Genomic DNA, 12,707 nt, shown 5'->3' on the forward strand with positions numbered 1-12,707 from the left:
GTTTCGGGTGACATATCGCGACCGGAACACACGAGGGGATGAGAGGAGGTGGGGGCGGGGTCAGAGGACGTCGCGCTCGGCGGGGTGGTGGCAGGCGACGCGATGCGTGCTGCCGGGGGCGACGAGCGCGGGCTCCACGAGCGGCGGCACGACCTCGGCGCAGATCTCGGTGGCCTTCCAGCAGCGGGTGCGGAAGCGGCATCCGCTCGGCGGCGACACCGGGCTCGGCACGTCACCGGTGAGCACGATGCGCTCGCGTGCCCGCTCGGCTCGGGGATCGGGCACCGGGATGGCCGACAGCAGCGCCTGCGTGTACGGATGCAGCGGCCGCTCGTACAGCTCGTCGACGGGTCCTTCCTCGACGAGTCGGCCGAGGTACATGACCCCGACCCGGTCGCTCAGGTGCCGCACCACGGAGAGGTCGTGCGCGATGAAGAGGTACGTGAGCCCGAGGTCGCGCTGCAGATCGTCGAGCAGGTTGAGCACGCCCGCCTGCACGCTGACGTCGAGCGCACTGACCGGCTCGTCGAGCACGATGACCTCGGGTTCCACGGCGAGCGCCCTGGCGATGCCGATCCGCTGCCGCTGTCCGCCCGAGAACTCATGGGGGAAGCGGTCGGCGTGCGCGGGGTCGAGCCCGACCTGCGCGAGCAGTTCCTCGACGCGGCGGTCGTGGTCCCCACGGTGCAGACCGTGGATCACGAGCGGTTCGGTGAGGGTCGCCCGCACCGACTTGCGCGGGTTCAGCGAGGCGTACGGGTCTTGGAACACGAACTGCACGCGGCGACGCAGGGCCCGCAGGCGCGTCCCCTCGACCCGGGTGATGTCGTCCTCGCCGAGACGGATCGACCCGCCGTCGCTGGACTGCAGACGGGCGACGCTGCGTCCGAGGGAAGACTTGCCGCATCCGGACTCGCCCACGAGCCCGAAGGTCTGCCCGCCCTCGATCGACAGACTCACCTCCGACACGGCCTGCACCACGTCACGGGTCCGACCGAACAGGCCACCGCCGACGCGGTACTCCTTGACGAGGTCCTGCACGGTGAGGCCCGCGCTGCGGACCGGGACGCTGAGGGGCGCGCTCATGTGACGATCTCCTTCTGCCACTCGCCGCCCCGCACGCAGGCGGCCGTGTGCTCTTCACCGACCGCGACCGGTTCGGGCACGGCCACGTCACACCGGCCGACCACCGTGTGGGCGCACCGCGGCGCGAAGCGGCATCCGGCGGGCCAGGCCGTCGCCACGGGGGGCTGCCCGGCGATCTGATACAGCCGTTCGTCCCGCGACGCCCGCCGGTCGATGCGCGGCAGCGAGGCGAGCAGTCCCGCGGTGTACGGGTGTGCGGTCTCGTAGAACAGCGGGTCGACGTCGGCCGTCTCGACCAGCCCGCCCGCGTACATCACGAGCACGCGGTCGGCGGTGCCGGCGACGACCCCGAGGTCGTGCGTGATGAGCAGCACCGTGGTGCCGGTCCGGCGCTGGACCTCGCGCAGCACCTCGAGCACCTGCGCCTGCACCGTCACATCGAGCGCGGTCGTGGGCTCGTCGGCGATCAGCAGGTCGGGTTCGTTCGCGATGCTCATCGCGATCATGACGCGCTGCCGCATGCCTCCGGAGAACTCGTGCGGATAGCGGTCGACGCGCAGTTCGGGCGAGGGGATGCCGACCAGGTCGAGCAGCTCGACCGCCCTGGCCCTGCGCTCGGCCGCGGTCGACTCCGGCCGGTGCACGCGCACAGCCTCGATCAGCTGGTCCCCGACGCGCATGACGGGATTGAGCGCGGTCAGGGCGTCCTGGAACACGATCGCGATGTCGTTGCCGCGGATCTCCCGCAGCTCGTCATCCGAGAGCCCGACGAGCTCCTGTCCACGGAAGCGGATCGATCCGGTGACGACGGCCTTCTTCGGCAGCAGGCCCATGATGGCCATCGCGGTCATCGACTTGCCCGAACCTGATTCCCCCACGATGCCGACCGTCTCACCCTCGTGCAGCACGAAGGAGACTCCTTCGACCGCTTTGGCGAGCCCCACATCGGTCGGGAAGCTGATCGACACGTCCTCGACCGCGAGGAGCACCTCCCGCCCGCTCACAGGTTCTTCCCCTGCGGGTCGAGCGCGTCGCGCAGTCCGTCGCCGATGAAGTTCACGCACAGCACCGTCACGAGGATGAACAGTCCGGGGAAGTACAGCAGATACACCTGGGGCGTTCCGACGTAGCCGGCGGCCTGGCTCAGCATCGATCCCCAGCTGGTCTGCGGCGGCTGCACCCCGAAGCCGAGGAAGCTGAGCGTCGACTCCGCGATGATCGAGGAGGCCACGGCCAGGCTCATCGCGACGGCGATCACCCCCGCGAGGTTCGGCAGCAGGTGCGAGATCACGATGCGCGGGCCCGATGCGCCGATGCCCCTGGCCGCGTCGATGAAGTCCTTCTCCCGCAGCGACAGCACCTGTGCGCGGACGACGCGGGCGATGTAGGTCCAGCCCAGCGCCGTGAGCGCGAACACGATCGTCGTGGGTGAAGGGCCGAGCCCCTGCAGGATCACGGCGAGCAGCGCGATCGCCGGGACGATCAGGAACAGGTCGGTGATGCGCATGAGCAGTTCGCCGATCCAGCCGCCGACGTAGCCGGCGATAGCGCCGACCGCCGTGCCGACGACCGTGGCGAGCAACGCCACCGCCAGCCCGATCGCAAGCGACACCTGGCCGGCGAACAGGATCTCGCTGAAGTAGTCTCGCCCGAGCTCGTCGGTTCCGAGCCAGTGCTCCGCCGACGGCGGCGTGGGTCCGAGCAGCAGGTCCTGCTGTCCCTGCGCATACGGCGCGATCAGACCGGCGCCGAAGCACGCGATCACCAGGACCACGAGGACGACCAGGCTCACGACGCCGAGCCGGTGTCGGAGGAAGCCCTTCAGCAGCTGGCGGGTGGGAGCCTTCTGCGGATCCTGCTCGGTCAGCAGCTCCTCGCTTCCGGCGATGCCTGCACCACTCATGACAGCCTCACTCTCGGGTCGAGCACCGCGTAGGCGATGTCGGCGATCAGGTTGCTGAGGACCACCGCGACCGCGACCACGAGCATCCACGGCAGCAGCACGAACACGTCACCGGCGACCAGGGACTGCAGGAACAGCCGCCCCATGCCGGGGATCGCGAAGATCTGCTCGGTCACGACGAGTCCGCCGATCAGGATCGCGGCATCCAGCGCCACGACCGTCACGAACGGCGCGAGGGAGTTGCGCACCGCATGCCGCCAGATGACCTGTCGTCGCGGGACGCCCTTCGCCCGTGCGGTGCGCACGTAGTCGCTCGACAGCGCATCGAGCATGGCCGCGCGCCCGAACCGGCTCCACGACGCGACGAGCGCGATCATCAGCGCGGCGACCGGCAGCACCAGATGGCGGATGTAGTCGAGCGCTCCGGTCTGCCCCGGGGAGTGCAACCCGATGAAGAACAGGGGCGGCTCGCTGAGCCCGAACTGCTCCTTCGGCCACACCGCGAAGGTCTGGATGAGGATCAGCCCGAACCAGAACGCCGGCATCGCGATACCGATGTACGAGGCTCCGGTGAGCAGGTTGTCGCCGAGCGAGTACTGTCGCACGGCCGAATAGACGCTCACGCCTCCGGCGATCAGCACGGCCACGACGAGCCCCCAGAACGCGAGCTGGAGCGTCGGCCACAACGCTTCGCCGATCAAGGGCAGCACGGGAGTGCCGGTGCGGGTGCTCACCCCCCAGTCGCCCGTCACCATCGCACGCAGCCAGAGGAAGTACTGCTCGGGGATGGAACGGTCGAGCCCCAACCGCTCGATCTCCCGGGCGATCGCCGTCGGATCCTGCGCCTGCCGGAGCTTCGCGAGCGGATCGAACGTCGAGCGCACGGCCCAGAACAGGATGAACGAGGCGACGAGGATCACCGGCACCGAGTACAGCACTCGCCGTGTGATGAAGGTGATCACGTCGTCGCCCCGTCCCTGTCCTGGCTCTCGAACCCGGTCGGCGTCAGCCGGCCAGGCCCCATTCGGCGAGGTTCCAGAACGGACCCTCGACCGGGTTGATCTGCAAGGGACCGCCGACCGTCTCGCTCCACAGCAGCACGTTCGGCACCGTGTCCAGCGGCAGCGACGGCACGTTCTCCGCGATCAACGCGTCCCCCTCGTGCGACGCCGCGATGCGGGCATCCGTGTCGATCTCGCTGTCGACCTGGCCGAGCAGGTCGTCGAGACCCGGGATGTCGACGCGGTAGAAGTTGATGCCGGAGTAGCCGTTCGCCTCGCTCGGGATGTTGACCGAGGAGAACGTCGAGCTGAGCGTGGGGTCCGGGAACGTGTCCACGAGAGCCCACAGGCCGGCCTGGAAGTCGCCCTGCGGCGCGGTCGTGCCGAACAGGTCGGCGGGCGTCACCTGATCGATCGTCATCTCGAAGCCGGCGTCGGCGAGCTGCGACTGCAGCACCTGCACGGTGAGGTCGCGGCGCTTGTTGCCGGCGAGGGTCTTGACCGCGAAGGTGGCCGTCTCGCCGTCCTTCGCCCACACGTCGTCGGAGTTCTTCGACCAGCCGTCGCCTTCCATCAGCTCGTCGACCTTGTCGAGGTCGAGCGTGTACCGCGAGAAGTCGTCGGCGGCGAACGGCGCGACCATCGGGGAGTTGAAGCTCTGCTGGGCTTCCTCGATGCCGAGGCTTCCGAACAGGCGCTTCACGATCGCGTCGCGGTCGATCGAGTACGCGAGCGCCTGACGCACCGCGACCGAGTCGAAGGGGGCGGCGGCGTTGTTCAGCCAGATCGCCTCGAGGTTGCCGCTGCGCGCATCGACCTGGGACCGGATGCCGGGCAGACCCGCCTCGATCTGGGTGAGCGCGTCGAGCTGCGGCGAGGGGTAGAGCGCGCTGACCTGACCGCTCTTGAGTGCCTGGAACGCCGCGGTGGTGTCGGGCAGGAACAGGAAGGTCACCCTGTCGAGGTGCGGCTTCTCACCCCAATAGTTCTCGTTCGGCACGAGGGTGACCGAGGTGCCGCGGGTCCACTTCTCGATCTTCCAGGGGCCGCCGCTGAAGTCGTAGCCGTCGGTCATGAGCGCCGCACGGTCCTGCCCTTCGAGCAGGTGAGACGGCATGATGCCGTAGACGCTGAACAGTGTGCGCCAACCGGCATACGCGGAGTCGAGCGTCACGACCGCGGTCTGCGGATCGCTCGTGTCGACGGCGGTGATGCGGTCGTAGCCGGTCTTGTCGAAGATGTCGTCGCCATCACGGATCTGCAGTGCGGTGTAGGCGAAGTCTGCCGAGGTGATGGGCTCGCCGTCCGACCACACCGCTTCGGGGTTGATCGAGTAGGTGATGGTCTGCGTGCCGTCGGCAGCGACCTCGGCCACCGGCTCCTCGGTGACGAGGTCGGAGGGGACGGGCACCCATTCCTCATCGACCTGGCGGGTCTGGAAGACGGCGGGCATGGTCGGCACCTGCATGACGTAGGTGCCCCAGATCGACCCGGCGCACGTGGCGATCCAGTCGGTGCAGTCGGGCTCCTGCTCGGCGCCGATCACGAGCTCACCACCGTCGACGACGGCGACCTCGCTGGGTTCGGGCGTCGCGGACGACGGTGCGCAGGCGGCGAGGGAACCGACCAACGCGGTGACGGTGAGCGCGGCGATGAGCACGCGGCGGGATGCGGGTACAGCGGTGCGAAGCGGTGATTTCGACATGGACGGATCTCCAGTGATCGTGCGACTGAGGGACAGTGCGAACGTGCTGTCGTGCGGGTATTGGTCCGACTCTAGGACTGACCGGAATAGATAGCAAGCCTTTTAGTCAATGTTCGTGACTAGTAGCGAGATTCGTTATCCCAACGCTCGCCGGCGAGGGTCCGCAGGGCGAGTTCGTGCATGCGGCGCTGGTCGTGCGCGGCACCCTTCAGACCCGTCGGCTCATGCCCGCCCTCGAAGATCTCGAGCACGGCGTCACCGCCGCGGGCGCGCAGGCGATCGACGTAGCCCTGCACGCCGATGACCGGAGTGCGGGTGTCGACGGAGCCCTGATTGACCCAGACGGAGGCCGTGACGTCGTCGAGGTAGGTGATGGCCGAGAAGCGTTCGACGAGCTCGGGCGGGACCCATGAACTCCACACCGTGCGCACCGCGGGGTTCATGGCCTCGATCGTCACCGACCAGTCGGCGACCGCCACGTGGGCGAAGCCACCGGCGAACAGCTCAGGGAGACGTCCGACACTGAGCAGCGTCATGTGCCCGCCGTAGGACGCCCCGGTGATGAACGTGGAAGCCGGATCCGCGAGGCCCTGCGCGCGCAGCCAGGCGATCGCCGCCGCGACATCCTCGATCTCCCGGTCGCCCCCGGCGTTCCAGAAACCTTCGCGGAACGCACGCCCGAACGTCACAGAGCCGCGGTAGTTGAGCGACGCGTAAGCGAAGCCGGCATCCATCCAGGCTTGCGCGGACGGGTTGTAGTGATCGACGGCGACCAGGTTGGGGCCGCCGTGGATCTCGAGCACGGTGCCGATCGGTGCGCGCCCCGCGGGACGCCCCGACCACAGCTGCACCGCGGTACCGTCGGCGCTCGTGACGAGGGTCGAGGTCAACGGTTGCCCGGGGGGAACCTCCGCGTGTGCGATGAGCGTCACCTCACGCCCGTCCGCGGTGACCTCGGTCACCCGCAGCGGCACGTCCCAGCTCGAGCGCAGCGCTCGTACCGCTCCCCGAGGCGCGTAGTACGACGTCCAGTAGTACGGATGCAGGCTCGCGACGTCCGGCTCCGCGAAACTCCCTCCTTCGAGCACGGTCCGTGCCGTGCCGTCGGCTTCGTCGAGCTCCAGCAGCCGATGGATGCCGCCGTCGACGTGCAGAGCGAGCACCCGCCCGGCAGCGGCGTTCCAGTCGAGGGCGATCACCTCTCCGGCGAGGTGGGGCAGGTCGAAGTCGTGCCGCTGGCCCGTGCGGACATGCCAGATGGCCGGACGCGAGAAACCGCTGCGCTCGGTGTTGAGGAGCAGGCGTTCATCCCCGGGCTCCGAGGAGAAGCCGACGGCACGGACCGGCCCGGCCGGCAGGTCGTCGAGCGTGGCGACGGGCGTGCCGCTCACGGCGTCGACCACCGTGATCAGCGGACGACGGATACCGGGGTTGTGGGCGGTCGTGTCGATCGAGACCAGCGAGGCGTCGGCCGACGGCAGACCGAACCAGGCCTCGACGGGGTGGGAGTAGACGACCTTCGGCTCACCCCACGGAGCCGCCGGGATCACCAGCACGTGGAAGCCGTCCTCATCGACGACGGTGGCCACCAGGGCGGAGCCGTCGTGCGACATCGTGAGGCCGCGCAGGACGTAGGGCTCGCGGCCGGGGGTCAGCGCGACGCGCTCACGACCGTCGATCGAGGAGGCGACGAGGGTCCCGACCTCGGAGCCGCCGCCGTCGTCGAGGTCGACGATCCACCGTCCGTCGTTCGTGACGATCGCGCCCGTGCTGACCTCGAAGGGCAACGGCTCCCCCGGAGCGTCGGGTGCATGCCAGAGGCGTCCGCGAGCACCGTCCGGATGATTCTCGACGACCAGGGCGAGGTCTTCGGCGCCCGAGGCGGGGCGCACGGTCATGAGGTACGGCACGGTGAAGTGCTCCTCGACCGCATCCGTCGTCGGCTCTTCCGGGCTCTGCAGCATCCTTGCTCCTTCTCACCTGGTCAATGACGTTGACTATAACACTGGCTAATCGATTCGGATAGGGTCTCACCGCATTGTCGATGCCACTGACAGACACCGTGACGACGGTGGGGTACCGTGATCTCTGCGTGACCGATACGCGATGACGAACGGAGTGCTCCCGATGGCAACACGGAAGGCCGCGGAACCGGCGAAGACGCCGACACGCGCCACGAGCTCGACCGCCCGCCCCCGCCGCGCCCGCGATTCCCTCAGCCGCGACATCATCGTCGCCGCTGCCGACCGGGTGGTCGAACGGGACGGGCTCGACCGCCTCACCTTCCAGGCGATCGGCGAGGAGCTCGGCGCCCACCCGACCTCGATCTACCGTCACTTCCGCGACAAGGACGAACTGCTCCTCGCCCTGATCGACACCCTCCGCGCCCGCTCCTACAGCGGCGGCCTGGTGGCGACCGACGACTGGCTCGACGACCTGCGACGGCAGGCGCACCTGATCCACGACCACTACATGCGCTACCCGGAGTTCGCGTTGCAGATGGCGCTGCGCCGCCCGACCGACTTCTCGTCGATGGAGTTCTCGATCGGGGCTCTCCGCCGCGGCGGGTACGACCGTGAGCAGGCTGCGCTGTACGCCCGCGCGCTCGGGCAGCTGATCCGCTCAGCGTCCAGCATCCAGGCCGCCCTGACCGCTCTTCCCGCCGATGTCCAGGACTCCGACGAGCTCACCTGGCAGATGGACTTCCGCCGGCTCGACCCGGAAGAGTTCCCCGCGATCACCTGGGCCGGAGACACCCTTCCCGCCGTGCGCGATCCGCGTGCCTGGGAGACCGCCCTCGACCTGCTGCTGGAGAGCATCGAACGGCACGCTCCCGGGACCTGACGCCCGAGCCCGTGTGCGCGCCTGGAGGGACGCACGCCCTGAAGGAGCACACACGTCCTGAAGGAGAAAACACGCCCTGAAGGAGACCACGCATCCTGAAGGAGCACACACGTCCTGAAGGAGAAAACACGTCCTGAAGGAGCGTTCTGGGCTAGGAATCCTTCAGAACGAGAGATCTCCTTCAGGATGAGAGAGCCCTTCGGCGCGAGCAGTCTCCTTCAGAGCGAGAAATCTCCTTCAGAGTGAGAGATCTCCTTCAGGATGCGGGGGTGCGAGCGGATGACAGCTCGTCGAGCATGCCGGTGAGCAGGTCGATCCGCTCGATCATGGAGTCGATCGAGACCCACTCGTGGTCGGCGTGAGCCCCGGCACCGCGGGGTCCGAGACCATCGAGGGTGCGAGCACCGACGGCTGCCGTGAAGTTGCCGTCGGAAGCACCGCCGGCCGACACCGCCTCGACCTCCGGATGCCCGAGCCGTTCGGCGACGAGCCGCGCGCAGGCCAGCAGGTCGATCGATGAGCGCTCCTCCATCGGCGGACGGTTGATCCCGCCGATGACCTCGACCCCCACTCCCTCGGTATGCGGGTCGAGGCCCTGCATCGCGGCATCCACCCGCTCCAGCTCGTCGAGCGTCCAGGCCCGGACGTCGACGCGCACCTCCGCGTGCTCGGGGATGACGTTCGTCGCGGTTCCCGCGTGGGCGACCGTGGGGCTGACCGTGGTGCCGCGCTCCTCATCGGCGAGCTCGGGCAGCGCGAGCACGTGGTGCGCCAGCTCAATGAGGGCACTGCGCCCCTTCCACGGCTCGAGTCCGGCATGTGCCGCGCGCCCGGTGAGCGCGACGCGATAGATGCTTCCACCGCGGCGGGCGATCTTCAGCGCCCCGTCGAGGCTCGGCTCGAGCACCAGCACGGTGCCTGCGCGAGCGGCTTCGCGTTCGATGAGGGCGCGCGAGGTGAGCGAGCCGACCTCCTCGTCACTGGTGAGCAGCACCGCGACCTCACCAGGATGAGCGACACGTTCGAGGGCCGCGGCCATGATCACGATGCCGGCCTTCATGTCGAAGACGCCCGGGCCGGTCGCGCGGTCGCCCTCGAGCCGGAACGGCCGGTGCCGGATGGTGCCCTGGGGGAACACGGTGTCGAGGTGCCCGAGCAGCAGCACCGACGGCGCGGACTCCCCTCGCCACAGCAGATGCTCGACCCCGTCGACGCTCTCGATCTCGCCGCGCACCCCCAGCACGGGTTCGATCCAGGAGCGCACCAGAGCCTGCGCCTCGGCGAGCGCAGCGGCATCCCCGGTCGGCGTCTCGATGGACACGAGTGCGTCGAGGCGTTCGATCGCCTGGGCGCGGACGTTCATGCCGCGACCGCCTCGGCGAGGAAGACCCGGAGCGCGGCCGCCGTGGCCCGCGGGGCCTCTTCGGCGAGGTAGTGATCCGCGTCGACCGGGGCGCCGGTGACCGCAGGCGCGTAGGGAGTCCACGCCGCGCACACATCGAAGTTGCGCCCCACGTAGCTGTGCTCTCCCCACAGCGCGAGCACGGGCACATCCACTCTGCGCCCTGCGGCGCGGTCTGCGCGGTCGTGGTCGAGGTCGATGCCCGCGGCCGCGCGGTAGTCGGCGCCGGACGCGTGGACGGTGTCGACGTCGAAACAGCGGAGGTACTCCGCGTACGCCTCGGGCAGCCGATCACCGTCATGTCGGCGACCGGTGAAGCGGCTGCGCAGCCAGGTCTCGCGGTCGGCGGAGATGAGCGCTTCGGGCAGCCCGTCAGCGCGCGCGAGGAAGAACCAGTGGAAGTAGGCGGTCGCCATCTCGCGGTCGACGTTCTCGAACATGTGCAGCGTCGGCACGATGTCGAGCACGGCCAGCGCCGTCACGGCCTCCGGATGGTCGAGCGCCATCCGATGCCCGACCCGCCCGCCCCGGTCGTGGCCCACCACGGCGAAGCGTTCGAAGCCGAGCGTCCGCATCGCGAGGACCTGATCCGCCGCCATCTCACGCTTGGAGTAGCGCTCGCCGCGCGGCTTCGCCGAGTCGCCGTAGCCGCGCAGATCCGTCGCGACGACCGTATGCGTGGTGGCGAGCTCCGCCGCGACCTCCTCCCACATGGCCTTGGTCTCCGGATACCCATGCAGCAGCAGCACGGCGGGGCCCGATCCACGGACTTCTGCGGCGATGCTGATGCCGTCGCAGTCCAGCGTCATCGTCGTGCGGGAAGGGGTCATCATCGTCCACTCGTTCCGGTCTCGCTCGCGGTCCATGCGCGGCCCAGTCATCAAGTCATTCTCGTTGACTATACCGCTGACCAGAAGAAGCGCCAGCTCCCGTCGCACTTTCGCACGCAATCGGACCGAGAGACGCGCGAAAGTGCGACGGGAGCTGAGGGTCGATCAGTCAGGGAAGCGCAGGACCGCCCGGACCCGCACCGGGCACGGGATAGTAGACCGGCGGGGCGTCGTCCCATGCCGACGGCAGCATCAGCAGGTCGTCGTAGTGGTGCATCGCGATGCCGCCGAACGACGCGTCTCCCTCGAACGCCGCGTACGTCTTGTCGAGCTCACCCTCGAGGTAGGTGCGCCCCTCCTCCCAGAACGTCACCGTCTCCGGGTCGCCCGTACCGGAGAGGTCCTTCGTCTCGATGCCGACCACGACCGAGTTCGGTTTGCCGATCTGATTCGCGTAGTCGATCTCGTGCTGCGCCTGGGCGATGATCCCCGCGCCGCCCTCAGCCGTGTCGCGGTAGTCCATGATCGCGATGTAGTCGGTCATGTCCTGGATGTGATCACTGAGCGCCTTGGTCTGCCCGTTCCAGGTGATCGTCGTGCAACAGGCCGACGAGTCCAGCCAACGCGGGATGGCAGGACCGACGAGCACGGGGAGCCCCGAGGCGTCACGGCGCTCGATCAGCGTGTCGAGGATCTCGAGCCACCGATTCGGAAGGCCGCCGTTGCCCGCTTCCTTCCAGGCACTGAGAATGTACGGCTCGATGTCGACGTTGATGCCGTCGAAGCGCGCCGCCGCAGGAACGGCCAGGTTGTAGTCGAGCACCTTCTCGAACTCGTCGACCGCGAAGTGCTCGAACTGCTCCAGCGCACCGATATACGGCGGGCGGGTGCCTCCCGCGACCGTGGCCTGCACGTGGTATCCGCGCCCCCGCGCCCACTCGACGAATGCTGCGACCTCGGCCCGCGAATCGCGCAGCATGTCGGTGGAGCCGTACTTGTCGACGCCGAGGTAGATGGTGCGGATGGGGTCGGATCCGAAGGTCACGGTGTCATCCATCACGGCGCCGAGCCGATCGCGGGCGTCCTGGTCGAAGACAGCCTCGTAGGAGGCGCGCTCCCAGATCCACAGAGCCCGGTCCTGGTCGTAGACCGCCGGAGCGACGGGGGTCGCGCCGCCGAGCGCGACGTAGGTCGTCGAGGAATCCGCGCTGTGCCCCGAGGAGTCCGTCGCCCGCGCCTCGATGCTCGCGAACCCGGACCCGCTCACCGGGAAGGACGCCGCATAGGCGCATCCGCCCTGAGCCGTCGCGCTCTGCCACGCACCGCCGTTCACGCGCACCTCGACGACATCGAGCGGACGGTCCGAGTCGACATCGACCTCGACGTCCAGAGTCGCCCCCGCGTACGCGCCCTCATCCGGCGAGGTGATGGTGACGACCGGCCGGGAGGCTGCGGGGTTGTCCACCTCGACGGCGAGGAACTCCGACCAGGTCGTGTAGAGCGTGGTGAGATCGCGCGCGCGGACGGCGAGGTCGAGTCGCCCGTCGACGTCGGCGATGTCGAGGTCGACGGTCCACGTGCCCTGCGTGCCGGTGACGGGGATCGGGATGAGCTCCTGCGCCCCCACCACCAGCACCAGCTCGGATGTGTTCGCGAATGTGCCCTCGACCGTGAGGGTGGACCCGCTCACGGCGTCGCCGTCGACGGGCGAGGTGATGGTGAGCTCGGTCGCGACGGCCTGTGCGGGGGCGGGTGCGCCCGCGGTGACCGCGCCTGCGGCGAGAAAGCTCGCGGCGACAAGCACCGAAAACCAGCGTGTGCGTCTCATCAGTGTCTCCTTCCGCTCCGCCGATTGCGGAGGCGTCGTGACTGCCACCGTGACCCGGCACCCGGTGAGGGTCAACGATCCGCCGCGCAGGAGGAAGGAATCGAGGAA

The 12,707-nt window shown here is 69.0% G+C and carries 10 protein-coding genes; 1 reads left to right on the top strand and 9 read right to left on the bottom strand.

Annotated features, from left to right (window positions below):
• Positions 1–60: 60 nt before the first annotated feature.
• From L978_RS13230 to L978_RS13255, 6 genes are all read right to left on the bottom strand, one after another.
• Positions 61–1,086, bottom strand: coding sequence for an ABC transporter ATP-binding protein (locus L978_RS13230; RefSeq protein ID WP_047523701.1), 1,026 nt, complete (start codon positions 1,084–1,086; stop codon positions 61–63).
• A complete protein-coding gene (locus L978_RS13235) occupies positions 1,083–2,090 on the bottom strand; it encodes an ABC transporter ATP-binding protein (RefSeq protein WP_047523702.1) in 1,008 nt (335 codons plus the stop codon). Before L978_RS13235 ends, L978_RS13230 begins: the two co-directional genes overlap by 4 nt.
• Positions 2,087–2,989, bottom strand: a complete 903-nt coding sequence (locus L978_RS13240) for an ABC transporter permease (protein WP_081997055.1) — start codon at positions 2,987–2,989, stop codon at positions 2,087–2,089. Before L978_RS13240 ends, L978_RS13235 begins: the two co-directional genes overlap by 4 nt.
• Positions 2,986–3,951: an ABC transporter permease gene (locus L978_RS13245; protein ID WP_047523704.1), complete on the bottom strand. Its 966-nt coding sequence runs from the start codon at positions 3,949–3,951 to the stop codon at positions 2,986–2,988. Before L978_RS13245 ends, L978_RS13240 begins: the two co-directional genes overlap by 4 nt.
• 43 nt (positions 3,952–3,994) lie before the next feature.
• Positions 3,995–5,695 (bottom strand): ABC transporter substrate-binding protein, encoded by a 1,701-nt coding sequence (locus L978_RS13250; RefSeq protein WP_052193720.1) that lies wholly within the window; start codon positions 5,693–5,695, stop codon positions 3,995–3,997.
• Between the two features lie 119 nt (positions 5,696–5,814).
• A complete protein-coding gene (locus tag L978_RS13255; RefSeq protein WP_052193723.1) occupies positions 5,815–7,659 on the bottom strand; it encodes an alpha/beta hydrolase family protein in 1,845 nt (614 codons plus the stop codon).
• Between the two features lie 163 nt (positions 7,660–7,822).
• Between L978_RS13255 and L978_RS13260 the strand changes: the two genes are divergently transcribed.
• Complete coding sequence (locus L978_RS13260; RefSeq protein WP_047523767.1) at positions 7,823–8,539, top strand: TetR/AcrR family transcriptional regulator; 717 nt, start codon at positions 7,823–7,825, stop codon at positions 8,537–8,539.
• A gap of 256 nt (positions 8,540–8,795) precedes the next feature.
• Here the strand turns inward: L978_RS13260 and L978_RS13265 are convergent, their stop codons facing one another.
• The 3 genes from L978_RS13265 to L978_RS13275 form a co-directional block, all read right to left on the bottom strand.
• A complete protein-coding gene (locus tag L978_RS13265; RefSeq protein WP_047523706.1) occupies positions 8,796–9,902 on the bottom strand; it encodes a M20 family metallopeptidase in 1,107 nt (368 codons plus the stop codon).
• Positions 9,899–10,774: an alpha/beta fold hydrolase gene (locus L978_RS13270; protein ID WP_081997061.1), complete on the bottom strand. Its 876-nt coding sequence runs from the start codon at positions 10,772–10,774 to the stop codon at positions 9,899–9,901. The genes L978_RS13265 and L978_RS13270 overlap by 4 nt, the downstream gene beginning before the upstream one ends.
• Before the next feature lie 166 nt (positions 10,775–10,940).
• Entirely contained in the window at positions 10,941–12,599 is a 1,659-nt protein-coding gene (locus L978_RS13275; RefSeq protein ID WP_156118295.1) for a fibronectin type III domain-containing protein, read from the bottom strand.
• Positions 12,600–12,707 lie beyond the last annotated feature (108 nt).

The organism is Microbacterium sp. ZOR0019 (genome assembly GCF_000800925.1).
Lineage (GTDB): Bacteria > Actinomycetota > Actinomycetes > Actinomycetales > Microbacteriaceae > Microbacterium > Microbacterium aurugineum.